Source organism: Allobosea sp. 10L417 (genome assembly GCF_056395485.1).
The window spans coordinates 100,524-124,369 of record NZ_JBFTJP010000003.1 but is presented as its reverse complement, the minus strand read 5'-3'; the positions used below and the strand labels follow the sequence as shown (position 1 = coordinate 124,369).

Annotated in this window: 18 protein-coding genes and 1 pseudogene; 12 read left to right on the top strand and 7 right to left on the bottom strand. The window is 66.2% G+C overall.

What is annotated here, in order from left to right; translation table 11 throughout:
* Nucleotides 1–60: 60 nt before the first annotated feature.
* The 3 genes and pseudogenes from efeU to AC1DE3_RS11095 form a co-directional block, all read right to left on the bottom strand.
* Nucleotides 61–846, bottom strand: a pseudogene (efeU, locus tag AC1DE3_RS11105) (iron uptake transporter permease EfeU); the annotation flags it as partial.
* Nucleotides 847–1,088: 242 nt separating this feature from the next.
* Nucleotides 1,089–2,471: an aldehyde dehydrogenase family protein gene (locus AC1DE3_RS11100; RefSeq protein WP_441509338.1), complete on the bottom strand. Its 1,383-nt coding sequence runs from the start codon at nucleotides 2,469–2,471 to the stop codon at nucleotides 1,089–1,091.
* Nucleotides 2,472–2,649: 178 nt separating this feature from the next.
* Nucleotides 2,650–4,305, bottom strand: a complete 1,656-nt coding sequence (locus tag AC1DE3_RS11095; protein ID WP_441509337.1) for an acetolactate synthase large subunit — start codon at nucleotides 4,303–4,305, stop codon at nucleotides 2,650–2,652.
* 207 nt (nucleotides 4,306–4,512) lie between these two features.
* On the opposite strand from AC1DE3_RS11095, the gene AC1DE3_RS11090 reads away from it, so the two are divergent.
* Nucleotides 4,513–4,845 (top strand): hypothetical protein, encoded by a 333-nt coding sequence (locus AC1DE3_RS11090; RefSeq protein WP_441509336.1) that lies wholly within the window; start codon nucleotides 4,513–4,515, stop codon nucleotides 4,843–4,845.
* Nucleotides 4,846–4,919: 74 nt separating this feature from the next.
* Here the strand turns inward: AC1DE3_RS11090 and AC1DE3_RS11085 are convergent, their stop codons facing one another.
* Complete coding sequence (locus AC1DE3_RS11085) at nucleotides 4,920–5,708, bottom strand: class II glutamine amidotransferase (RefSeq protein WP_441509335.1); 789 nt, start codon at nucleotides 5,706–5,708, stop codon at nucleotides 4,920–4,922.
* Between the two features lie 261 nt (nucleotides 5,709–5,969).
* On the opposite strand from AC1DE3_RS11085, the gene AC1DE3_RS11080 reads away from it, so the two are divergent.
* From AC1DE3_RS11080 to AC1DE3_RS11070, 3 genes are all read left to right on the top strand, one after another.
* Nucleotides 5,970–6,569, top strand: a complete 600-nt coding sequence (locus tag AC1DE3_RS11080) for a TRAP transporter small permease subunit (RefSeq protein ID WP_441509334.1) — start codon at nucleotides 5,970–5,972, stop codon at nucleotides 6,567–6,569.
* A gap of 158 nt (nucleotides 6,570–6,727) precedes the next feature.
* Nucleotides 6,728–8,398 carry a TRAP transporter large permease gene (locus AC1DE3_RS11075; protein WP_441510091.1) on the top strand — a complete coding sequence of 557 codons (1,671 nt, stop codon included), beginning with the start codon at nucleotides 6,728–6,730 and terminating at the stop codon, nucleotides 8,396–8,398.
* Nucleotides 8,399–8,413: 15 nt separating this feature from the next.
* On the top strand, nucleotides 8,414–9,832 hold the full coding sequence (locus AC1DE3_RS11070) for a sodium:proton antiporter (RefSeq protein ID WP_441509333.1): 1,419 nt from the start codon (nucleotides 8,414–8,416) through the stop codon (nucleotides 9,830–9,832).
* A gap of 178 nt (nucleotides 9,833–10,010) precedes the next feature.
* On the opposite strand, the gene AC1DE3_RS11065 is transcribed toward AC1DE3_RS11070, so the two are convergent.
* The 3 genes from AC1DE3_RS11065 to AC1DE3_RS11055 form a co-directional block, all read right to left on the bottom strand.
* Complete coding sequence (locus AC1DE3_RS11065; protein ID WP_441509332.1) at nucleotides 10,011–11,021, bottom strand: Lnb N-terminal periplasmic domain-containing protein; 1,011 nt, start codon at nucleotides 11,019–11,021, stop codon at nucleotides 10,011–10,013.
* Between the two features lie 36 nt (nucleotides 11,022–11,057).
* Nucleotides 11,058–12,668 carry a phosphoenolpyruvate carboxykinase gene (locus tag AC1DE3_RS11060; RefSeq protein WP_441509331.1) on the bottom strand — a complete coding sequence of 537 codons (1,611 nt, stop codon included), beginning with the start codon at nucleotides 12,666–12,668 and terminating at the stop codon, nucleotides 11,058–11,060.
* A gap of 254 nt (nucleotides 12,669–12,922) precedes the next feature.
* Nucleotides 12,923–13,684 (bottom strand): HugZ family pyridoxamine 5'-phosphate oxidase, encoded by a 762-nt coding sequence (locus AC1DE3_RS11055; protein WP_441509330.1) that lies wholly within the window; start codon nucleotides 13,682–13,684, stop codon nucleotides 12,923–12,925.
* A 142-nt stretch (nucleotides 13,685–13,826) separates the two neighbouring features.
* On the opposite strand from AC1DE3_RS11055, the gene AC1DE3_RS11050 reads away from it, so the two are divergent.
* From AC1DE3_RS11050 to tsaE, 8 genes are all read left to right on the top strand, one after another.
* Complete coding sequence (locus AC1DE3_RS11050; RefSeq protein WP_441509329.1) at nucleotides 13,827–14,528, top strand: response regulator transcription factor; 702 nt, start codon at nucleotides 13,827–13,829, stop codon at nucleotides 14,526–14,528.
* Between the two features lie 69 nt (nucleotides 14,529–14,597).
* Nucleotides 14,598–16,397, top strand: a complete 1,800-nt coding sequence (locus tag AC1DE3_RS11045; protein ID WP_441509328.1) for a stimulus-sensing domain-containing protein — start codon at nucleotides 14,598–14,600, stop codon at nucleotides 16,395–16,397.
* A 13-nt stretch (nucleotides 16,398–16,410) separates the two neighbouring features.
* Nucleotides 16,411–16,857, top strand: a complete 447-nt coding sequence (locus AC1DE3_RS11040) for an HPr kinase/phosphorylase (protein ID WP_441509327.1) — start codon at nucleotides 16,411–16,413, stop codon at nucleotides 16,855–16,857.
* A 109-nt stretch (nucleotides 16,858–16,966) separates the two neighbouring features.
* Nucleotides 16,967–17,368, top strand: coding sequence for a PTS sugar transporter subunit IIA (locus AC1DE3_RS11035; protein ID WP_149131162.1), 402 nt, complete (start codon nucleotides 16,967–16,969; stop codon nucleotides 17,366–17,368).
* 24 nt (nucleotides 17,369–17,392) lie between these two features.
* Nucleotides 17,393–17,707 carry an HPr family phosphocarrier protein gene (locus AC1DE3_RS11030; protein WP_441509326.1) on the top strand — a complete coding sequence of 105 codons (315 nt, stop codon included), beginning with the start codon at nucleotides 17,393–17,395 and terminating at the stop codon, nucleotides 17,705–17,707.
* Between the two features lie 259 nt (nucleotides 17,708–17,966).
* Nucleotides 17,967–19,361: an adenosylhomocysteinase gene (ahcY, locus tag AC1DE3_RS11025; RefSeq protein ID WP_441509325.1), complete on the top strand. Its 1,395-nt coding sequence runs from the start codon at nucleotides 17,967–17,969 to the stop codon at nucleotides 19,359–19,361.
* 459 nt (nucleotides 19,362–19,820) lie between these two features.
* The gene (locus AC1DE3_RS11020) at nucleotides 19,821–22,238 is read left to right on the top strand and encodes a sensor histidine kinase (RefSeq protein ID WP_476852389.1); all 2,418 of its coding nucleotides are present in this window, start codon (nucleotides 19,821–19,823) and stop codon (nucleotides 22,236–22,238) included.
* Entirely contained in the window at nucleotides 22,235–23,782 is a 1,548-nt protein-coding gene (tsaE, locus tag AC1DE3_RS11015) for a tRNA (adenosine(37)-N6)-threonylcarbamoyltransferase complex ATPase subunit type 1 TsaE (RefSeq protein WP_441509323.1), read from the top strand. The genes AC1DE3_RS11020 and tsaE overlap by 4 nt, the downstream gene beginning before the upstream one ends.
* The last annotated feature ends 64 nt before the right edge of the window (nucleotides 23,783–23,846 follow it).

The following is a 23,846-nucleotide window of genomic DNA, read 5'->3' as shown; positions in this document are numbered from 1 at the left end:
CGAGCGCCTGGCCTCGGGCCGAGGCGTGACTGCGTTGCCCCGCTCTTCGCGCCCGGCAAAGAGAAACAGGGCAAGCGTCGGGAGCAGGAAGCCCAGATAGGCGATGACTTCGCCGAGCGTCGCCCGCTCCTGATAGCCCAAGAAACCCGATAGGACGACGCCGAGCGGGCTATCCGCCGGCAGCGTGGCGCTGAGGTCGTAGACATTCTGCTGGAGATGGTTCCAGAGCCCCGCTTCGTGCAGGGAGCGCACGGCATTGGCCACGAGCCCGGCGGCGACGAACAGGATCAGGATGCCGGTCCAGCGGAAGAAGATGCGCAGGTTGAGCTTCACGCCCAGCGCATAGATTGCGTAACCGGCTGCCGCCGCAAGCAGGATGCCCAGAGTGGCGCCGAGCGCCGGAGCCCAGCCGCCGTTCTGCTGGAAGATAGCGAGCAGGAAGAAGACTGACTCCAACCCCTCGCGCACCACCGCGAGAAAGGCGAGGCCGACCAGCGCGAGACCTTGATGCCCGCCGGCTAGCGCGGCGTCGACGCCAGCCTGCAGCTCGCCCTTGATCGAGCGGGCCGCCTTGCGCATCCAGAACACCATCGAGGTCAACATCGCCGCGGCGATCAGGCCGATGACGGCCTCGAACAATTCCTGCCCGCGCTGCGGCAGTTCACCGACGATGATGTCGAGCGCCGCACCGGCGGCGAGGCTCACCGCGCAGGCGAGTCCGACCCCGAGCCAGAGCGCGGGCAGCCACTCGCGCCGGCCGGTCCGGACCAGATAGCTCGCGACGATGCCGACGATCAGCGCGGCCTCGATGCCTTCGCGGAGCATGATGAGAAACGGAACGATCACGACGAGCCTGGCCCGGTTGCGCGTCGCGATCAGCTATTCGCGGCGCATGTAGCCAGTGCCTAGGCACCCGAGCGGCAAGGGTCAATCAAATCTTATCAGTTTAGAATGGTCGTAAACTGATGATATTGCGTCGGATACTTGCTGAAAACGCAGTCGTTTCCGAGTTTTGTCTTGTGGGGGTACTCTGGATTCTGCCGGTTGGCAGGGCGCGGCGAAGCGTCACGCTCCGCCGCGCCGCGCGTTCAGCGTCGCTTCAACAGGATCATCTTCTCCTGCGTCATGTCGCGCATGGTGTAGGGGATGCCGCCGGTGCCGTAGCCCGAGACGCGCCGGCCGGCGAAGGGCATCCAGTCGGTGCGGAAGGTCGTGGGGTCGTTCACCATCACCGCCGAGGCCTCGAGCCGGTTCGCGGCCCTCATGGCCACGTCGATGTCCTGCGCGAAAATGCTGGCCTGGAAGGAAACGGGCAGAGAGTTCGCCCGCGCGATGGCGTCGTCGAGCTTGCCGTAGCGGTAGATCGCGACGACCGGGCCGAACACCTCTTCGCTCGAGATGCGGGCTTCCGGTGCCGGGTCGATCAGCACTGCGGGCTCCAGCGTCGTCTCCGACAGGCGCTTGCCGCCGGTCGCGAGCTTGGCGCCACCCTTCACCGCTTCGTCGATCCAGGACGCCACGCGGTCGGCCTCCTTGGGGATGATCAGGGGGCCGACCTCGGTATCCCCCAGCGTCGGATCGCCGGTGCGCAGCTTCTTCACCCGCGCGATGAGCCGCTCGGTGAAGTCGTTGACGATGTCGTCATGCACATAGATGCGCTGCGTCGACACGCAGACCTGGCCCGCATGATAGTAGCCGCCCTTCACGAGCGGCTCGATGATCGCGTCGAGATCGGCGCTCTTGTCGACGATCGCCGGCGCGACGCCGCCATGCTCCAGCGCCGAGCGGGCGCCATGGGCGAGCTTGGAGTGCAGATACCAGCCGACCTTGGCCGAGCCGATGAAACTCAGGAAGGCAACGCGCGGATCGGTCGCGAGCTTCTCGGCCAGCGCCGTCTCGGTGGGCACGAAGGTCTGGCACCACGCCTCGGGCAATCCGGCCTCATGCACCAGCTTGACGAAGTCGATGCAGGAGAGCGGCGTCGTGCCGGCCGGCTTGACGATGACCGGGCAGCCGACAGCGATGGCCGGCGCAACCTGATGGACGATCAGGTTGAGCGGGTGGTTGAAGGCCGAGATCGCGGCGACGATGCCGATCGGCTCCTTGGTCGTGAAGGCCCAGCGATCGGCGGCTGCAGCCGTGAGCCCCATCGGGATCTCGCGCCCGGCGAAATTGCGCAGCTCGTCGGCGGCATTATGGATGCCGTCGACGGCCCGGTTCGCCTCGACGATCGCGTCAGGCAGCGGCTTGCCGCCTTCGCGGGCGATCTGCATGGCGAAATGGTCGCGCTTCGCTTCGAGGAGGCCGGCGAGCTTGCGCAGGATCGCGATGCGCTGATGCGGCTTCAGCCAATTGTCACGGTCCCGGAAGACCTCTTGGGCCGCCTGGAGCTTGCGTTCGAGCGCGGCCTCGTCGTCGGTCTCGATCTCCGTGATCGTGGCGCGGTCATAGGCTTGAACAACCCTGAGCATGGTCGTCTCTCCTTTAGAACGTTGATCGTCACGCTCCGGAGCCCTCATCCTGAGGAGCCATTCTCTCGGGAATGGCGTCTCGAAGGATGTTTCAGGAGGCTCCGGAAGCATCTGAACCATCCTTCGAGACGCAAGCTCCGCTTGCTCCTCAGGATGAGGGCTTCGGTGATAGCGACTGCTAAGCCAGATCGACGTCCGGCACCTTGTTGCGCAGTTCCTCGACCAGGACGCGGGTGTTCTCGGAATAGTCGATCGGGCAGTCGACGAGATGGACACCCCCGCCCTTGAAGGCGGCCTCCAGCGTCGGCACCAACGCCTCTGCCGAGGTCACGCGCGAGCCCTTCGCGCCATAGGACTCGGCATAACGCACGAAATCGGGGTTGCCGAAGGTCATGCCGTAATCGGGGAACTTGTCGACGGCCTGCTTCCAGCGGATCATGCCGTAGGCGCCATCGTTCAGCACGAGCACGACGAGGTTGAGGCCGAGCCTGACGGCGGTCTCCATCTCCTGCGAGTTCATCATGAAGCCGCCATCGCCGCAGACGGCCATGACGCGCCGCTCGGGATGGAGCATCGCCGCCATCATCGCCGAGGGCAGGCCGGCGCCCATCGTCGCCAGCGCATTGTCGAGCAGCAGCGTGTTGGCGACATGCGTGCGGTAGTTCCGCGCGAACCAGATCTTGTACATGCCGTTGTCGAGGCAGACGACGCCATCCTCCGGCATCACCGCGCGCACGTCATGGACGAGCCGCTGCGGCGTCACCGGGAAGCGGTCCTCTTCGGCGCGGGCATTGATCTTCGTCAGGATCTTCTGGCGCAGCTCCAGCATCTGCTTCTGCTCGGGCACCTTGCCTTCGAGCCGCTCGGCCAACCCCGTCACCGTCGCGCCGATATCGCCGATCACCTCCGCATCGGGGTGGTAGACCTGTTCGACATTGGCCGACTGGTAGCCGATATGGATCACCTTCGGCCCGCCCGCATTGCGCATCAGGAAGGGTGGCTTCTCGATGGTGTCGTGTCCGACGGCGATGATGAGATCGGCCAGCGCCACCGCCTCATGGACATAATCGCCCTCCGACAGCGCGGCCGTGCCGATATAGAGGTTCGAGCCGCCGGTGACGGCGCCCTTGCCCATCTGCGTGTTGAAGAAGGGCAGGCCGGTGCGGCGCACGAAGGCGGAAAGCGGTTCGACCAGTCGCGGCCGGTTGCCGGCGGCGCCGATCATCACCAGCGGCCGTTTGGCGGCAAGGATCATCTCGGCTGCGCGGTCCAAAGGCGCGTCCGGAGCGATCGGCCGATCCAGCGGATGCACCGGGATCAGCGCGGTATCCTCGATCTCCTCGGCGGCGACGTCCTCGGGCAGTTCGAGATGGACCGGGCCCGGCCGCTCTTCCATCGCGACGCGGAAGGCATCGCGCACCACCGAGGGGATGCTGGCCGGGCTGACGATCTGGCGCGTCATCTTGGTGAGCGGACGCATCGAGGCGACGACGTCGACGATCTGGAAGCGCGCCTGCTTGGCCGTCATGATCGCCTTCTGCCCGGTGATCAGGATCATCGGCATGGCGCCGAGATGGGCGTAGGCCGCGCCGGTCGAGAAGTTCAGCGCGCCCGGGCCGAGCGTCGCGATGCAGACGCCGGGGCGGCCGGTCAGCCGCCCATGCGTCGCGGCCATGAAGGCGGCGGCCTGTTCGTGGCGCGTCAGCACCAGCTCGATTTTCGATTTGCGCAGGGACTCGACGACATCGAGGTTTTCTTCGCCCGGAACGCCGAAGACGCGATCGACGCCTTCATTCTCCAGCGCCTCGACCAGAAGATCCGAACCCTTCTTCATCGCCCGTGCCTTTCGTGGAAGCGGCCTTGCCTGAACGGCCAAGCTAGGCGCTCGACGTAGGAAGGCAACAGGGGATGCGTCAGCGCGCGCGGCGCATGGCAGCCGCGCATTCCAGGGCGTATTCGCCGTTCACGCCCGCCGGCGGCGGCTGGTTCAAGCGGGTAGCGCATGTACTCGGCGAGTTTCGGGCGATACACGTGAAAGTGAGTGAAAGCAGTCAACGAGGAGTATTGGCAGCTACTGCGGGATGGTTACTTGAGCTTGACGGGTGACAAGGACAAGGTGCAGGAGGCTGTCATGCTTTCACGCAAGATCGTTGCCGTCGCCGCCGTGGTGATTCTCTCGGGGGCCGGGTCGGCCGCTTATGCCGCCGAACTCGGTGCGGAGAGCATCGTGCACGAACAGAGCGAGAGCCAGCGGGCCGCGGCGGAACAGGCGCAGTATCTGGCCTATCACAATCACTTCAATGCCCGGTCCGACCAGTCCAATCAATCAGACCAGTCGGGCGGCAATAGCGGCGTGCTGCCCCACCACAACTGAGGCCCGGCACCGCTTTCGGAGAGGGGCCGTGCATAGCGGCCCCTTTCCAACTGCCTCTCGGTGCTGCTGCCGGTTCAAGCCGCCTGCCGCAGCCCGACCAGGAAGGGCGCAAGCGTGACCTTGCCACCCTCGACCCTGGCCAGCGTATTGCAGGGCAGGGCCTGCCAGCATTCGCGGGCGGCGTCGACGGGCTCTGAGGCGACGACGACACTATCTGGCCGCGGGCAGACATAAAGGCTCGGCGGCCTCGTGTCGGAGGACCAGCGGATCGCGTGGATCGTTTCTCCGTCGGCGAGCGCGGCCGCGCAGCGCAGCGGCTCGCGGACGCCCGTCCGTTCCATCAGGGCGAGGGTGTCGGAGAGGGCGGCGGCAAGCGCTTCGCCCGGTGCCATTCCTTCGGCGAGATGGGAGAGGGCGAGCAGGAAGAGGGCCTCGGAATCGGTGGTGCCGGCGCGGGCGCCGTAGAGCGCATCCGGGATCAGCGCCTCGAGTTGCCTGCGGATCAGGCCGTAGCCGCCGATCTGGCCGTTATGCATGAAGAGATAGCGGCCATGAACGAAGGGGTGGCAGTTGGCCCGCGTCGTCGCGGTGCCGGTCGCGGCCCGGACATGGGCGAAGAAGAGATGGGAGCGCACCTGCCGCGCGATCGAGAGCAGGTTCTCGTCGGACCAGGCGGGGCGAACCTCGCGATACTGCCCCGGCTCGGCCCGCTCGCCATACCAGCCGACGCCGAAGCCGTCGCCATTCGTGCCGGTCTTGGCCTCCTCGGCATGGAGCGACTGATGGATCAGCGAATGGCAGGGCGAGGCGACGAAATCCTCGAGAAAGACGGGTGCGCCTGAATAGGCGAGGAAACGACACATCGCGGCCTCGAATCAGCCGGTTGAAGCGGTGATGGAGAATATTGTTCCCCAAAGGTGAACGCGAACATAATAAATCATCTCCGCCGTTTCTGTGGCGGGCCGGCACAGCCGTTGGCGCAAAAATGTGCAGTCCGGGGCGTCGTCCTTTGGTCCAATGGATAAGAACGACACAGTCTTGCGTGGTGCGCATCCCTCCTATACCGATCCTGCCGACAAAGGGGCGGAAACGGCGCAGAATTGCGCCCTCACGGGAGCGGGAATGTGAAGGGTCTCCTCGCCATCAGCCGTGTCATCGACGCGGTCAACGGCTTCATCGGCAGGAAGGTCGCCTGGCTGATCCTCGCGGCGGTGATCGTCGCGACGGTCAACGCGATCGTCCGCAAGATCTTCAACGTCTCGTCGAATGCCTGGCTCGAACTGCAATGGATGCTGTTCGGCGCGGTCTTCCTGATGTGCGCGTCATGGACGATGCAGGTGAAGGAGCATATCCGCATCGACATCGTGAACAGCATGCTGCCGAAGCGCGTGCGCCAGTGGATCGAGCTGTTCGGCCATATCTTCTTCCTGATGCCGTTCTGCCTGCTGATCGTCTACCACTCCTGGCCGTTCTTCCTGCGTTCCTATGCCATCAACGAGCAGTCGCTCTCGGCTGGCGGCCTGCCGCAATGGCCCGCCAAGGGCCTCGTCGTCGTCGGCTTCGTGATGCTGAGCTTCCAGGGCGTCTCCGAGATCATCAAGCAGATCGCGATCATGCGCGGCGACCTTGAGGATCAAGAGGCCGCCGCCGGCCATGCGGCCGCGGCCGAGGCGGAAGCCCAGCGCCTGCTCGATCAAGCCAAGGAACAGGGCCTCGCTTCGTGAGCGGCCCGCAAGAAGTCCGGAACGATCCCATGCACGCTCATCGCCTCCCGCGCGTCGCCGGCCTGCTGCTGGCGCTCACCGTCATCGCCTTCTTCGGCCTCCACACCGGCGACGCTTTCGCTGCCGGCGGCGGCGTCGGCGACTTCCTGCGCGTCAACATGGCGCCGGTGATGTTCGCGACGCTCGTCGTCTTCCTGCTGCTTGGCTATCCCGTCGCCTTCGCGCTCGCCGCCAACGGCCTGCTCTTTGCGCTGATCGGCATCGATCTCGGCATGTTCCAGGAGAATTTCCTCCAGGCCCTGCCGGAACGCATCTACGGCACGATGAACAACGACGTGCTGCTGGCGATCCCGTTCTTCACTTTCATGGGCTTGGTCCTCGAGCGTTCCGGCATGGCGGAGGACCTGCTCGACACCATCGGCCAGCTCTTCGGCCCCGTTCGCGGCGGCCTCGCCTATGCGGTGATCTTCGTCGGCGCGCTCCTGGCGGCAACCACCGGCGTCGTCGCCGCTTCCGTGATCTCGATGGGCCTGATCTCGCTGCCGATCATGCTGCGCTACGGCTATGACAGGCGCCTCGCCTCGGGCGTCATCGCGGCATCCGGAACGCTGGCTCAGATCATCCCGCCCTCGCTCGTCCTGATCGTGCTCGCCGACCAGCTCGGCCGCTCGGTCGGCGATATGTATGAAGGCGCCTTCATCCCCGGCCTCGTCCTGGCGAGCCTCTATGCCGGCTACGTCTTCCTCGTCACCATCGTCTACCCGCAACGTGCGCCGGGACTGCCGCCGGAGGCGCAGACGCTGCGCGATGCCGACGGCAAGACGCGGCGCTTCTCGCTGCTGGTCGTGACGCTCATCGCCTTCGCCCTGTCCTATGCCTACATGAAGCTGTTCACGAAGGTGACGGCAGGCTCGGACTTCGTCGTGCTCACCATGTCGCTGATGGTGGCGGTCTCCTTCGTCATCGCGCTGATCAACAAGTTCCTGAAGCTCAACCTGCTGTCGCGGATGACCGAGCAGGTCATCTTCGTGATGGTGCCGCCGCTGGCACTGATCTTCCTGGTGCTCGGTACGATCTTCATCGGCGTCGCCACGCCGACGGAAGGTGGCGCGATGGGCGCTGCCGGCGCGATCCTGCTCGCCTGGGGCAAGAAGCGGATGACCTTCGAGCTGCTCCGGCAGGCGACGGAATCGACCGCCAAGCTCTCGGCCTTCGTGCTCTTCATTCTGGTTGGCGCGCGCGTCTTCTCGCTGACTTTCTACGGCGTCAACGGCCATCTCTGGGTCGAGCATCTCCTCGTCGGCCTGCCGGGTGGCGCGACGGGCTTCCTGATCGTCGTCAACGTGATGGTCTTCCTGCTCGCCTTCTTCCTCGACTTCTTCGAGCTGGCCTTCATCATCGTGCCGTTGCTCGGACCGGCGGCGGACAAGCTCGGGATCGATCTGATCTGGTTCGGCGTCATCCTCGGCGTGAACATGCAGACGTCGTTCATGCACCCGCCCTTTGGCTTCGCGCTGTTCTTCCTGCGCTCGGTCGCGCCGAAGAACCCCTACAAGGATCGCGTCACCGGCAAGATGATGGCGCCCGTCACCACCGGCCAGATCTATTGGGGCGCGGTGCCCTTCGTGGTGATCCAGTGCATCATGGTCGCGCTCGTCCTGCTCTTCCCGCAAATGGTGATGCACTACAAGGCATCGGCCGTGCAGCTCGACCAGAAGGCGATCGACAAGCAGTTCGATTCGATCCAGATCCCCGGCCTCGGCGGACCGGGCCTGCCCGGCGGCTTCGATTTGAATGCGCCGCCGGTGATCGAGGCGCCGAAGCCTTGACGGCCGGTCTCTGAGATGACGCGGCGCGGGGGAGTCTTGATCGCAGCGGTGCCGGCCGTTCTGGCCGGGGGGCCGGCGCTTGCCGCCGGCGATATCGGCGGGGCGACGATGGGTGCCGGCTGGGCTCTGCCCTTCGCCGGCATGCTGCTCTCGATCGCGCTGGGCCCGGTGGTGTTTCCGCATCTCTGGGAGCGTCACTATGGCAAGTTCGCCGCCTTCTGGGCCGCCCTCATGCTCGTCCCGCTGGTGCTTCTCAGAGGGCTCGACCCGGCGCTCGGTGCACTGCTTCACACGGCGCTTCTCGACTACATCCCTTTCATCATCCTGCTCTTTGCGCTCTTCACCATCGCCGGCGGCATCCTGATCAGCGGCAATTTGCGCGGTACGCCGCTGACCAACACCACCCTGCTGGCGATCGGCACCGTGCTCGCGAGCTTCGTCGGCACGACCGGCGCTTCGATCATCATGATCCGCCCGGTCCTGCGGGCGAATGACGATCGGCGCTTCAACGTCCATGTCGTCGTCTTCTTCATCTTCCTGGTCTCGAATATCGGGGGATCGCTGACGCCGCTCGGCGACCCCCCGCTCTTCCTCGGCTTCCTGCGCGGCGTCGACTTCTTCTGGACCACGACGCATTTGCTGCCGGAGACCGCCTTCGCAGTGATCGTCCTGTTGGCGCTGTTCTACGCATTCGACAGCGTCCTCTTCCGCAAGGAGAAGGGCTATCCGACGCTCAAGGACCCGACGCCGGATCGCGCCATCAAGCTCTGGGGCAAGGTCAACATCCCGCTGCTGGCCGGCGTCATCGCCGCGATCCTGATGTCGGCGAACTGGAAGCCGGGCACCGCCTTCACCGTGCACGGTGTCGCCGTCGAAGGACAGAACCTGCTGCGCGACGTCATTCTGCTCGCTCTCGCAGGTCTCTCGCTCAAGCTCACGCCTGGCCCCGTCCGCGCCGGCAACGAGTTCTCCTGGGGGCCGATCAAGGAGGTCGCCAAGCTCTTCGCCGGCATCTTCATATGCATCATCCCGGTTCTGGCGATGCTGCAGGCGGGGCGGGAAGGCGCCTTCGCGCCGCTGGTCGCGCTGGTGACGAATGCCGATGGCGGCGCCAATACGACCGCCTATTTCTGGCTGACCGGCGCGCTCTCCTCCTTCCTCGACAACGCGCCGACCTATCTCGTCTTCTTCGAGCTCGCCGGCGGTGACCCCAGGGCACTGATGACGAACGGCGCGTCGACGCTGGCGGCGATCTCGGCGGGCGCGGTGTTCATGGGGGCGAACAGCTATATCGGCAACGCGCCGAACTTCATGGTCTACGCCATCGCCAAGGACCGAAAGGTCGCGATGCCCAGCTTCTTCGGCTACATGCTCTGGTCGGGTGCAATCCTCATCCCGCTCTTCGTGGTGCTGACCTTCCTGTTCTTCAGGTAGGGGGGGGCGAGCCGATCCGTCAGGGTCGGCCTCGTGCCGATCATCCCCGTCCTCGTCGATACAGAGCGGTGTTCAAGACGGGGATGCTCGCCACAAGGGCGAGCAAGACGTTGCGAGCTTTGTGGCGGGGGGCTAGGCCGGCCCGCGGCCCCGTGCCCGGCCATGACGGCACGGTGCCTCACGGCCGCCCCGTCGGAACGCCTTCCCTGATCTTCGCGGAGAAATCCGGGTCGTCGAGCGAGAGCGTGCGAGCGTGGTCGCCGATGCGGGCGAGCCGGACCAGTTCGGCCAGCGGGATATCCTGCCGGATCGCGCCGATCTGCTGCAGATAGCCCGGCAGATAGCCGGAGAGCAGCACACGGGGGTCGAGCGGCAGCGAGAACTTCCAGCCGGGCGCGACGCTGCCGACGAGGTGGTAGACCACGGTCGTGCAATTGGTCGTCAGGGTGTTGTACCAGCGCGGCCTGGCGGCAAGGTCGTTGATATCGGCGATATAGGCGAGCAGCAGGTCGCGCGCCTGGCTGGCGGAGGCGCTGAGGCGGAAGAGCCTGGCATCCTCATGCCGCGCATGGGTGCGCAGACCTACGATGTCGCGCTCGTCCGCGGCGACATAGGCCATCTCGTAGCTGCGGAAGAAGCCGGCCAGCGCCGACCATTCCTCGCCCTTTTCGCGCCGGACCTCGATCGAGAAGGTCAGTGGCACGGAATCCGAGAAGGTGAAGCTGACCAGGAGATGCGCGATCGCCTCGCCCGACCAATAGGAGAGGAAGATGTCGGCGCCGCTGATCGCAGCGAGGTTGTAGCGGCGCGTCTCCCAGCGCCGGTCGTAGTCCTCCTCCGTGCGCCAGCGGAAATGGCGCAGGTTGGAGACGGTCAGCACGTCGCCCTCGCGTGCGATCGTCGGAAGACGGGCGAGCTCGGGAATCCAGTCGCGATCATGCGAGGGCTGGAAGCTGCTCCACCAGGAGAGCAGGCCAACAAAGACCATGGCAAAGCCGAGCGGCAGGCGCGTATCGCTCGTCCAGACGCCGATGAGGCCGGCCAATGCGGCGATGCCGAAGCCGATCGCGCCGACGATCGCGATCGCGCCCGTGAGCCGGAACAGCAGGAAGCCCGTGCCCCAGGTTGCGGCACCGAGAATGACGAGGGTCAGGAGAAGCTTCAGCACAATCGAAAAGAGGCGGCCCATGGCCGCCTCTCGTAACACATGCCGGATGGCTTGGCGTCAGGCCGCGAGCGAGTTCGTCGGGGCGGCCGCCTTCACGGCGTCGTCGACATGGGCCTCGAACTTGGCGAAGTTCTTGGCGAACATGCCGACGAGATCATTCGCTGTCTCGGCGAAGGCGGCTTTGTCGGCCCAGGTCTTCACCGGATAGAGGATGTGCGGCTCGACGCCGGGCACCGAGCTCGGCACCGCGAAGCCGAAATAGGGGTCGCGGCGGAAATCGGCGCGGTTGAGCGAACCGTCGAGCGCTGCCGAGAGCAGGCGGCGGGTGACGCGGATCGGCATGCGCCGGCCGGTGCCGTATTTGCCGCCGGTCCAGCCGGTGTTCACCAGCCAGCAATCGACATGGTGCTTGGCGATGAAGTCGCGCAGCAGATTGGCGTATTCCGACGGGTGGCGCGGCAGGAAGGGCGAGCCGAAGCAGGTCGAGAATTCCGGCTCGACGCCGGTGAGGCCGCGCTCCGTGCCGGCGACCTTGGCGGTGTAGCCGGAAAGGAAGTGGTACATCGCCTCTGCCGGGGTCAGCTTGGCGATCGGCGGCATCACGCCGAAGGCGTCCGCCGTCAGCATGACGATGTTCTTGGGGATGCCGGCGCGGCCGGTGCGCGAGGCGTTGGGGATGAAGTCGAGCGGATAGGCCGAGCGGGTGTTCTCGGTCTTCGACTGGTCGTCGAAATCGACCTCGCGCGTCAGCGGGTCCATGACGATGTTCTCGAGAACAGTGCCGAAGCGCAGCGATGCCGCGTGGATCATCGGCTCGGCCTCGGCCGAGAGGCGGATCGTCTTGGCGTAGCAGCCGCCCTCGAAGTTGAAGATGCCTTCCTTCGACCAGCCATGCTCGTCGTCGCCGATCAGGGTGCGGTCGGGATCGGCCGAGAGGGTCGTCTTGCCGGTGCCGGAGAGGCCGAAGAAGATCGCGGAATCGTCCTTCGCGCCGACATTGGCCGAGCAGTGCATCGGCACGACGCCCTTGGTCGGCAAAACGTAGTTCAGATAGGTGAAGACCGATTTCTTCATCTCGCCGGCATAGGCCGAGCCGCCGATCAGCACGATCTTGCGGGTGAAGTCGATGGCGACGACAGTCTCGCTGCGGCAGCCATGGCGCTTCGGATCGGCCTTGAAGCTCGGCAGGTCGACGATCGTCATCTCCGGCGCATAGCCGTCGATCTCGTCGCGCGGCGGGCGGATCAGCAGGTTGCGGATGAACAGCGAGTGCCAGGCCATCTCGGTGTAGACGCGGGCGCGGACGCGGTGAACCGGGTCGGCGCCGCCATAGAGATCCTGCGCGAAGAGCTCCTTGCCTTCGGCATGGGCCAGGAAGTCGCCGAGCAGCGTCTCGAAATGCTCAGGCGACATCGCCTGGTTGTTGTCCCACCAGACCGTATTCTCGGTCAACGCGTCGCGCACCGTGAACTTGTCCTTGGGCGAGCGGCCGGTGTGGGTGCCCGTATCGGCGCAGAGCGCGCCACCACGCGCCAGCTGGGATTCGCCACGGCGCAGCGACTCTTCATAGAGCTGCGGCGCTTCCAGGTTCCAGCGCACGGCCTTGAGCTTGCGGAAGCCGAAGGCCTCGGCACCATGGGCGGCGTTGAACTGACCGATATTGTCCACTGAATTCCTCCGGAGGCCGGTCCCTGTCAGGGCAACCTGTTGTCGAAACACATCCGCACGGGCCGGTCGACGGTCCGGGCGTCTAGGCAAGGCACTGGGCCACGCCCGGTCTTTACGGCCATGATCGCCCGGGCTCAAGCATTGGAAAAGCCCGGTCTACTTCCAGAATTCGCTAAATCGATTGAAATGCCGGCGTGGTGAATCGGTAGGCGGTGCCTCCCGAGCCAAGGCGCCGATCTGGTCTTCCGGCTGCGTCAGGCGGCCTGCGCACGCGCCTTTCCGGCGAGCTCGGCGAGGGTCCGGCGCAGGGCCGCAGGACCGTCTACGGAAGCAGGGAAGGGCAGGCGCACCGCGGCGCTGCCGAGCGTCATGTCGAGCCCGTCGGGGTCGAGACCGATCGCCCGCCAGCCCCCCGGCCTGGCAGCGAGAAGCCGGGTTGCATAGAGCCCGATCGCCTCGGCATGGTCGGCATTCATATGCTCCACAGCCCCTTCCTCGACATCGGCGAGCGCAGCGGCATGGGCGGGATCGCTCATCAGATCGGCCGGCGTCGGCGCGAAGGCGCGGGCGAAGCCGCCATTGAGGCTGGCCCCCTCGACCATCAGCGCGAAGAAGCTGAAATCGGGGAAATCGGCATAGAGCGCGGATTTCGGCTGGCGTGCCAGATAGCGGCGGCGGATGCGCAGGCCTTCCTCGCTCTCGCGCTCGATCTTGCGGGCCCGGACCTTGAGCGTGATGCGCGCATGGGCGAGCGGATCGCCCTTGCCGCCGGGCGAGATCAAAAGGGAAGCGCGGGGATCGGCGATAAGGTTCGCCGTATGGGCGGCCAGAGCCGAGACCAGGATGATCGGCGTGCCGTCGATGTCGGTGGCGAGCCCGACCAGGCTGGCCGATGGGTGGCCGTCGGGCCGGAGCGTGGCGAGAGCCGCCGAGCGGGCGCCGCGCAGCAATCCCTTGGCCTCCGCGCGTACGCCGTCGTCCATCGGCTGGATGACGTCTTTGGGGTCCTTGGCCATGGAACCTCTCTCCGATTTCAGGCTTGTGATACGGGGACATAGGCAAATCGCCACGTCCCGGCTAGATTGCCGCCACGCTTTGGCCTCTCTCCCGCGAGAGGGGAACCCGTTTATTGCAACGAGACCAAGAGACGAAAGCCTTATGCCAACGATTGCGCTGGTCGATGACGACCGCAACATCCTGACGTCGGTTTCCATCGCTCTCGAAGCAGAGGGCTATCGCATCATGACCTATACGGACGGTGCCTCGGCTCTCGACGGGTTGAAGCAGAACCCGCCGGATCTCGCGATCTTCGATATCAAGATGCCGCGCATGGACGGCATGGAGCTGCTGCGCCGCCTGCGCCAGAAATCCGATCTGCCGGTCATCTTCCTGACCTCGAAGGACGAGGAGATCGACGAGCTGTTCGGCCTCAAGATGGGCGCCGACGACTTCATCCGGAAGCCGTTCTCGCAGCGGCTGCTGGTCGAGCGCGTCAAGGCGATCCTGCGCCGCGCCGGTGCCAAGGACACCACCACGGTTGCCCGCGCCGAGGACGCCAAGGCGCTGGAGCGCGGCTTGCTGCGCATGGACCCCGAGCGCCACACCTGCACTTGGAAGGGCGAGCCGGTGACGCTCACCGTCACCGAGTTCCTGATCCTGCAGTCGCTGGCGCAGCGTCCCGGTGTGGTGAAAAGCCGCAACGCATTGATGGACGCCGCCTATGACGACGAGGTCTATGTCGACGACCGCACGATCGACAGCCACATCAAGCGTCTGCGCAAGAAATTCAATCAGGTCGATCCCGAGTTCGATATGATCGAGACGCTCTACGGCGTGGGCTATCGTTTCAAGGAAGTCTGAGGCAGGAAGGCGGGACGCGCCGCCTCCGGCGCATCGATCGTCTCCTGAGCGGGAAGTCAGCCGCAAACCATGGCAACCGTCGACAACCAGGCCCGGCCGTCAAAGCCAGCCGCCGGCTGGCGCGGGGCGCTGCGCCGCCGTGTCGGCCTCGTCTGGCGGCGGATGGGCCGCGCGATCTCGGCGCGCGCAGCCTCGAGCCTGACGCGGCGCATCCTCGTCCTCAACCTCGGCGGCCTTGTGGCGCTGTTGCTGGGCTTCCTCTACCTCAACCAGTTCCGCGAGGGCCTGATCGAGGCCCGCGTGCAGAGCTTGCTGACACAAGGCGAGATCATCGCCGGCGCGATCGCCTCTTCGGCCACGGTCGAGATCGACACGATCACCATCGATCCCGACAAGCTTCTGCAGCTCCAGGCGGGCGAGAGCGCCGGCATCGCCGAGGATCCGCTCGACTTCTCGATCAACCCGGAAAAGGTGGCGCCGCTGCTGCGCCGGCTGGTCACGCCGACCAAGACCCGCGCGCGGGTCTACGACAAGGACGGCCTGCTCACACTCGACTCGCGCAGCCTCTATTCGCGCGGCGACGTGTTGCGCCTCGACCTGCCGCGCGTCGGCGAGCCCGACGAGCCGCCGCTGCTGGAGCGCACCTGGAACATGCTGCGCAACCGGCTCGGGAAGGCCGACGTGCCGGCCTATGACGATTTCGAGAACGCCAACGGCAAATCCTACCCTGAGGTCGCCCGCGCACTGGCCGGCTCGCCGGCGAGCGTGGTGCGCGTGAACACCCGCGGGCAAACGATCGTCTCCGTCGCGGTGCCAGTGCAGCGCTTCCGCACAGTCAAGGGCGCGCTGCTGCTCTCGACGCAGGGCGGCGACATCGATGCCGTCATCGCCGCCGAGCGTTTCGCCATCTTCCAGGTCTTCGCCATCGCGGCGGGCGTGATGATCGTGCTCTCGGTCCTGCTCGCCGGCACCATCGCCGAGCCGATCCGCAAGCTCGCCGATGCCGCGCAGCGCGTGCGCAAGGGCGTGAAATCGCGCGAGCAGATCCCGGATTTCAGCAGCCGGCACGACGAGATCGGCCATCTGTCGGGCACGTTGCGCGACATGACCAAGGCTCTCTACAGCCGCATCGAGGCGATCGAGAGCTTCGCCGCGGACGTCGCGCATGAGCTCAAGAACCCGCTGACATCGCTGCGCAGCGCCGTCGAGACCTTGCCGCGCGCCAAGACCGACGATTCGCGCTCGCGTCTGCTCGCGGTGATCCAGCACGATGTGCGCCGTCTCGATCGCCTGATTTCGGACATCTCTGACGCCTCGCGCCTCGATGCCGAACTCGCACGCAACGACTCGGCGCCGGTCGATATGGGACGGGTTCTGGAAGCCGTGGTGACGATCCAGAACGAGACTCGCCGCGAGGGCCAGGCCAGGATCGAACTGGTGGCCGACCGTCGCAGCCAGCGCGCCGGCAATGATGCCTTCCTCGTGCTCGGCCACGATTCGCGGCTCGGCCAGGTCATGGTCAACCTCATCGACAACGCCCGCTCCTTCTCGCCGCCGGACAAGCCGGTGCGCGTCATGCTCTCGCGCATCGCCAACGATGTGCTCGTCACCGTCGAGGACGAGGGGCCGGGCATCGAGCCGCATGCGCTGGAGCGGATCTTCGAGCGCTTCTACACGGACCGCCCCAATGAGGGCTTCGGCCAGAATTCGGGCCTTGGCCTCTCGATCTCCCGCCAGATCGTCGAGGCGCATCGCGGCTCGATCCGGGCGGAGAACCGGCTGGGTCCGGTCGGGCCGGATGGCGAAGCCTGCCGGATCGGCGCCCGCTTCATCGTCTGCCTGCCGGCTGCCTATTCACATGCCGGCTGAGACGAACGCGAAGATGGGCGAGCGCATCCACGCCACGGCGATCGCGATCGGCGAGGCAGGCATCCTCCTGCGCGGCGCCTCCGGCAGCGGCAAGTCGTCCCTCGCGCTGGCTCTCATCGGCCTCGCCGGGCGGTCCGGTCGCTTTGCGCGGTTGGTCGCCGACGATCGCGTCGCCTTGACGGCGGCTGGGGGCCGTCTGCTGGCGCGGCCGGTCGCGCCGCTGGAAGGGATTATCGAACGGCGCGGCCTCGGCCTCACGCCCGAACCCTTCACCGGGGCCGCCGTCGTGCGTCTGCTCGTCGACCTCATCGGCGAAGAGCCGGCCCGGATGCCTGAGCCCGAGGAACTGGTCGATCGCATTGCCGGGTTGGATCTGCCGCGCCTGCGGATCTTCGGTCGCGCCGGCGACGAAGGGCAGGTCCTGACCGCCCTCGACTTATTCACAGAGTCGGATTTGTAACCACGATTTTGACAAGTTTAACGGCTGACACCTTGCGATTGTCTCGCACCTGCCGCATAAACCGCGACCTTGTCCGGGCGCCGATGTGCGCTCTCCGGTGCTGGATTGAATGATCGGACTGGTCCTTGTGACTCATGGGCATCTGGCGACGGAATTCCGCGCCGCCCTGGAACATGTCGTCGGCCCCCAGGCATACCTGGCGACGATCGCCATCGCTCCCGATGACGACATGGAAAGCCGCCGCCGCGACATCATCGCTGCCGTCGAGCAGGTCGAGAACGGCGATGGCGTCATCATCCTGACCGACATGTTCGGCGGGACCCCCTCCAACCTGGCTATTTCGGTCATGGAGCCCGGCCGCGTCGACGTCGTCGCCGGCATCAACCTGCCGATGCTGATCAAGCTCGCCAGCGTCCGCGAGGAGAAGACCCTCGACGAGGCCGTGACCAGCGCGCAGGATGCAGGCCGGAAGTACATCACCGTCGCCAGCCGCGTGTTGGCCGGCAAGTAAGCGCGCGCGACCGGGGAGGGCGGCTTGGACGAGAATTGTGACTGCCCCGAAATCCAGGTTCCCGACGGCGCTCTCCACGGCGAGTTCGAGATCGTCAACAAGAAGGGCCTGCACGCCCGCGCCACCGCGAAATTCGTGCAATGCGCCGCCCGCTACGATGCCGACATCACGGTGAGCCGCTGCGGCGAGACTGTCGGCGCCACCTCGATCATGGGCGTGCTCACGCTCGGCGCCGGCATCGGCTCGACGATCACCATCGTCGCCAAGGGCGCAGAGGCCAAGCCCGCCCTCGATGCGCTGGCAGCCCTGATCGCCGACAGGTTCGGCGAGGGCGAGTAACCCGGCGACCGGGCGAGGTCGGCATTCCCGTCGTTGGGAGCGAAAGCGAAGGTGGCTCCCAAGGCCGCCCCGTCATGGTCGAGCTCGTCCCCGCCATCCACGTCCTTGCCGGCCGAATGCGGTGTTCAGGACGTGGATGCTCGCCACAAGGGCGAGCGCTCGGGCGACACATAAAGACATCTTTATATCTTTGATTGCCTTCCGCCTCGGTCGCTGCTAGAGAGCCGGCACGTTTCAGGTGCCAGGATTGGAGCTCCCCGTGTCGGATTACATCGTCAAGGACATCGCGCTTGCGGATTACGGCCGCAAGGAAATCAACATGGCCCAGGACGAGATGCCGGGCCTGATGGCGATCCGCGCCGAGCACAAGGGCAAGGCGCCGCTCAAGGATGCGCGCATTGCCGGCTGCCTGCACATGACCATCCAGACCGCGGTGCTGATCGAGACGCTGAAGGAACTCGGCGCCGACGTCCGCTGGTCCTCCTGCAACATCTTCTCGACCCAGGACCACGCCGCCGCCGCGATCGCCGCGACCGGCACCCCGGTCTTCGCCATCAAGGGCGAGACGCTCGAGGAGTACTGGGAGTATGTGCTGAAGACCGCCACCTGGGGCGATGGCGGCACGCCGAACATGATCCTCGACGATGGCGGCGACCTGACCATGCTGATCATCCTCGGCGCCGAGGCGGAAGCCGGCAAGGCCGAGTTCCTCGACAAGCCCGGCAATGAGGAAGAGACGATCTTCTTCGCGCTGATCAAGCGCCAGCTCAAGGCCAATCCGGGCTGGTTCACCAAGACCCGCGCCGCGATCAAGGGCGTCTCCGAGGAGACCACCACCGGCGTCCACCGCCTCTATGAACTCGCCAAGGCCAGCCGCCTGCCGTTCCCGGCGATCAACGTCAACGACAGCGTCACCAAGTCGAAATTCGACAACCTCTATGGCTGCCGCGAGTCGCTGGTCGACGCCATCCGCCGCGGCACCGACGTCATGATGTCGGGCAAGGTCGCAGTCGTCGCCGGCTATGGCGACGTCGGCAAGGGCTCGGCCGCTTCGCTGCGCCAGGCCGGCTGCCGCGTGCTCGTCACCGAGGTCGACCCGATCTGCGCGCTGCAGGCGGCGATGGAAGGCTACGAGGTCGTGACCATGGAAGATGCGGCCCCGCGCGGCGACATCTTCTGCACCGCGACCGGCAATCTCGACGTCATCACCGTCGACCACATGCGCGCGATGAAGCACCGCGCCATCGTCTGCAACATCGGCCACTTCGACTCGGAGATCCAGGTCGCCGGCCTGAAGAATTTCAAGTGGGACAACGTCAAGCCGCAGGTCGACGAGATCGAGTTCCCCGACGGCAAGCGCATCATCCTGCTGTCGGAAGGCCGCCTGGTGAACCTCGGCAACGCCACGGGCCACCCGTCCTTCGTGATGTCCTGCTCGTTCTCGAACCAGACGCTCGCCCAGATCGAGCTGTGGAACCACCACGCGAAGTACGAGAACAAGGTCTACACCCTGCCGAAGCATCTCGACGAGAAGGTCGCGGCGCTCCACCTCGCCAAGGTCGGCGCCAAGCTGACGAAGCTCAACGACGCCCAGGCGAAATACATCGGCGTGTCGCAGGCCGGCCCGTTCAAGCCGGAGCACTACCGCTACTGACGCGCGCCAACGCACAGTCTCTCGAAGGCCCGGCATCCGCCGGGCCTTTTTTTATCCCTGTGCCATTATGGAATCACGCAGCGCGATACTACAAATTGTAGGTCGAGCCGATTTTGAATCTACTTCTTGATATTTTGCTCCCGGTGAACCGGGCTGCCCGAAAATCTCTCCATTTACCGGCGATTAAGCACTTCCTGACGGACTCCACCGATGATTACAGTGGGGGTGATTCGGGCTTCCGCCATGGCGCGGAACGGATCAAAGCTCTGATGTGATTGGCGTGGTGGTGCGCGTGCATCGGCCTTCGAGACGGCGGTTTCCGCCGGCTCTCTAAGCCGATTCCGACGAGTGTGGCGGATTTGGCGGCTGCGGCCGCCGCGAGATGATGGGCGCAGGATGAGACGGTTGAGGCAACAGAGGCGGGCTGGGGACTGGACTCCGCGCGCATTGCTGCCTGCCTTGACCGCTTCGGTCGCTTCCGCCCCCGCCTTTGCGCAGGATCACTGGCTGGCGCCGATGCGGGTCGACATGATGAGCACGGGCGCGCTTTCGCTGACGCTCACCGGACTGACGGTCTTTGCCGCGACGACCTCGCTTCTCTATGTCCGCGAGCGCGCCCGCTGGCAAAAGCGCGAAGCCAAGCTGGCGGCAGATCTCGAAGCCGCGCGCAGCCATCAGGAACGACTCTCGATCCTTCTGGGAGCTGACCCGCAAGTCGTCGTGAGCTGGAACGGGCGGGACGCGCAGCCGGTCTTCGAGGGTGACAGTGGCTTTCTCGGCGCTCCAGGAGCTGCGCTCGCACTGGCCTATGGCAGCTGGGCGGCGCCTGCCGACGCCAAGCGGCTGGAACTCGCCACCGACGCGCTGAAGGAACGCGGAGAGGCTTTTACGGTCACTTTGCGCAGCAAGGCCGGACCTTTCATCGATATCGAGGGACGGCCCGTGGCGGGCCGGGCCGTCATCCGCTTCCGCGAGGTTACCGGCGAGCGGGCGCAGGTCATGACGCTGCGCGGCGAATTGGAGCGCGTCACGGCGGATCACGCGGCGCTCGCCCATTTGCTCGCGGGGCTCCCGCACCCGGCCTGGATGCGCGACGCCGATGGTCGCCTGACATGGGTCAACGCCGCCTATGCGCGGGCTGTCGAGGCCAGCGATGCGGCGAGCGCGGTGAAGGGCGGTCTCGAGCTGCTCGACCGGGCCGAGCGCGAGGCGGCGACGCGGGCGCGGCGCGAAGGCAGCCCCTTTACGGCACGGGCTCCGGCGGTTGTCGCGGGCCAGCGCCGGACCTTGGACATCGTCGAGCTGCCGGTTGCGACGGGCTTTGCCGGGTTCGCCACGGATATGAGCGAGCTGGAAGCGGTGCGGGCCGATCTTCAGCGCCAGATGGATGCCCATGTCCGCACGCTCGACCGGCTGAAGACGGCGGTTGCGGTCTTCGACGGCTCGCAGCGCCTCGTCTACCGCAACTCCGGCTTCGACACGCTCTGGTCGCTGGACGGCGGCTTCCTCGACGGTCTGCCGACCGACGGCGAAATCCTCGATCGGCTCCGGGCCGAGCGGCGCCTGCCCGAGCTCGGCGACTACCGCAGCTGGAAGGCGGCGGCCCAGGCTGCCTACACCGCGACGCGCGCGAGCGAGGATTGGTGGTATCTGCCGGACGGGCGCACCATCCATGTCGTCGCCAGCCCCAATCCGCAGGGCGGCGTGACCTATCTCTACGATGACGTCACCGAGCGCTTCACACTCGAATCGCGCTTCAATGCGCTCTCCCGCACCCAGCGCGAGACGCTGGACTCGTTGCGCGAAGGCGTTGCCGTATTCGGCTCGGACGGGCGGCTCAAGCTTTCCAACCCCGCCTTCGCCCAGTCCTGGCGCATCCAGGGCGGCGATCTCGCCGCCAGCACCCCGCATATCGACGAGGTCATTCGGCTGTGCCGGCCGCTCTTCCCGCAGGACGAGGTCTGGAGCGAGTTGCACAGCGTAGTCACCGGCGTGCGCGATGCGCGCGAGGATTATCGCAGCCGGATGGAGCGGCGCGATGGCACCGTGCTCGACATGGCGGCCGCGCCGCTGCCGGACGGCGCGACGCTGATTTCCTTCGCCGACGTCACCGCCAGCGTGAATGTCGAGCGGGCGCTGACCGAGAAGAACGAGGCGCTGGAGCGCGTCTCGCGGCTGCGCGAGGACTTCGTCCACCACGTCTCCTACGAGCTGCGCTCGCCGCTGACCAACATCATCGGTTTCGCCCAGCTGCTGGGCACCGAAACGGTCGGCCCGCTCAATGAGAAGCAGCGCGACTATGCCTCGCATATCGTGCGCTCCTCGGGCGCGCTGCTCGCCATCATCAACGACATTCTCGACCTCGCCACCATCGACAACGGCGCGCTGACGCTGGAGATCCAGGATGTCGACGTCGCCGATACGATCGCCCAGGCCGCGGCCGGACTGCACGACCGGCTGACCGACAGCAGGCTTGAGCTCAAGGTCGAGATCGATCCGCGCACCGGGCCGCTGCGTGCGGATGGCAAGCGCTTGCGACAGGTGCTGTTCAACCTGCTCTCCAATGCGATCGGCTTCTCCTCGCCCGGCCAGGCCGTCGCCGTCAGCGCGACGCGGCAGGGCAGCGACATCCGTATCACCGTGGCCGATCGGGGCCGCGGCATCCCGGCCGAGGTCATGGAGAAGGTCTTCGAGCGCTTCGAGAGCCATTCTCTCGGTTCGAGCCATCGTGGCGTCGGCCTCGGGCTATCGATCGTCCGGTCCATCGTCGAATTGCACGGCGGCCATGTCGAGATCGACTCCGCGCCGGGCCGTGGCACGAAGGTGACGGCCATCTTCCCGGCTCAGGGCATGCCGCTGTCGGACGCTGCTGAATGACGGAAGAAGCCCGCAAGGCCGGCCTGCACCGGCTCGTGCTGGTGGATGAGGCGGCGACGCTGCGTCTCGCCGCCGACATCGCCGCGATCCTGAAACCGGGCGACATCGTCGCGCTTTCCGGCCATCTCGGCTCCGGCAAGTCGCTGCTGGCGCGCGCCATCCTGCGCGACCTCGCGGACGACCCCGCGCTGGAGGCGCCGAGCCCGACCTTCACCCTCGTCCAGAGCTACGACACCCGGCGCGGCCTCGTGCTGCACGCCGACCTCTACCGCGTGCGCTCGCCGGACGAGCTCGACGACATCGGCCTGATCGAGGATGTCGAGCGGCTGATCACGCTGGTCGAGTGGCCGGACCGCGCCGGCACGCGCCTGCCCGCAGGTCGCAGGCTCGACATCGTGCTCGACGTCGACCCCGACAATCCGGAGACCGGCCGCATTGCCGATCTCTCGGGCGGCGTGCTCTGGAAGCAGCGGCTCGCCATCGCCGTGGCCTCGCGCCGCCTGCTCGACGCTTCCGGCTGGGGCGGCGCGCGCCGCGATTTCATGCTGGGCGACGCCTCGACGCGCGCCTATGAGCGGCTGACGCAGCCAACCGGCGAGACCGCCGTGCTGATGATCTCGCCGCCGCGTCCCGACGGCCCGCCGATCCGCCTCGGCAAGCCCTACAGCACACTGGCTCACCTCGCCGAGAACGTCGACGCTTTCGTCGCGATGGATCGCGGCCTGCGCTCGCTGGGCTACTCCGCGCCCGAGATCTTCGCCGAGGATCTGAACACCGGCCTGCTCGTCATCGAAGATCTCGGCAACGAGGGCGTGATCGACGCCGAGCGTCGGCCGATCGCCGAACGCTACGAAGCCGCCGCCAGGCTGCTCGCCGACCTCCACCGTCACACCCTGCCGGCGATCCTGCCGGTGGCCGAGGGGCGAGACCATCCGATCCCGGAATACGACCGGCAGGCGCTGGCGATCGAAACCGAGCTCATCCTCGAATGGTACGCCCCGCATATCGCCGGCGTCACCCTGCCGGCGGTGACGCAGGCTGAATTCGCCCGCATCTGGAACAAGCTCTTCGACGAAATCCTTGCCCAGCCCACGACCTGGACGCTGCGTGACGTTCATTCGCCGAACCTGATCTGGCTGGAGCGGCGCGAGGGCCTCGCCAAGCTCGGTCTTATCGATTTCCAGGACGCGGTGCTCGGTCACCCCGCCTATGATCTCGCGGCGCTCGGCCAGGATGCGCGCGTCGATGTTCCCGCCTCGTTGGAACTGAGGCTGCTGGCTGCCTATGGCGCAGCCCGGCGCACTGAGGCGCCCGACTTCGACCTCGCCGGTTTCGCTCGCGCCTATGCGATCCTCGGCGCGCAGCGCAACACCAAGATCGCGGGCATCTTCGCCAGGCTCGACAAGCGCGACGGCAAGCCGGACTACCTCAAGCATCTGCCGCGCATCGAGACCTATCTGCGCCGCAACCTCGAACACCCCGCCCTCGAAGAGCTGAAGGGCTGGTATCAGGCCCATATGCCCAAGCTGTTCGAGTTGGAGTGAACGGGCTCTTCGTCATGCTCGCCCCGGGGGCGAGCATCCGCGCTTCGAACACGGCCTTGAAGAC

Coding starts and splice junctions, on each gene's coding strand:
- AC1DE3_RS11100 (WP_441509338.1), bottom strand. CDS start 2,471: ATGCTCAGGGTTGTTCAAGCCTATGACCGCGCCACGATCACGGAGATC.
- AC1DE3_RS11095 (WP_441509337.1), bottom strand. CDS start 4,305: ATGAAGAAGGGTTCGGATCTTCTGGTCGAGGCGCTGGAGAATGAAGGC.
- AC1DE3_RS11085 (WP_441509335.1), bottom strand. CDS start 5,708: ATGTGTCGTTTCCTCGCCTATTCAGGCGCACCCGTCTTTCTCGAGGAT.
- AC1DE3_RS11075 (WP_441510091.1), top strand. CDS start 6,728: ATGGCGCCGGTGATGTTCGCGACGCTCGTCGTCTTCCTGCTGCTTGGC.
- AC1DE3_RS11070 (WP_441509333.1), top strand. CDS start 8,414: ATGACGCGGCGCGGGGGAGTCTTGATCGCAGCGGTGCCGGCCGTTCTG.
- AC1DE3_RS11065 (WP_441509332.1), bottom strand. CDS start 11,021: ATGGGCCGCCTCTTTTCGATTGTGCTGAAGCTTCTCCTGACCCTCGTC.
- AC1DE3_RS11055 (WP_441509330.1), bottom strand. CDS start 13,684: ATGGCCAAGGACCCCAAAGACGTCATCCAGCCGATGGACGACGGCGTA.
- AC1DE3_RS11050 (WP_441509329.1), top strand. CDS start 13,827: ATGCCAACGATTGCGCTGGTCGATGACGACCGCAACATCCTGACGTCG.
- AC1DE3_RS11045 (WP_441509328.1), top strand. CDS start 14,598: ATGGCAACCGTCGACAACCAGGCCCGGCCGTCAAAGCCAGCCGCCGGC.
- AC1DE3_RS11040 (WP_441509327.1), top strand. CDS start 16,411: ATGGGCGAGCGCATCCACGCCACGGCGATCGCGATCGGCGAGGCAGGC.
- AC1DE3_RS11035 (WP_149131162.1), top strand. CDS start 16,967: ATGATCGGACTGGTCCTTGTGACTCATGGGCATCTGGCGACGGAATTC.
- tsaE (WP_441509323.1), top strand. CDS start 22,235: ATGACGGAAGAAGCCCGCAAGGCCGGCCTGCACCGGCTCGTGCTGGTG.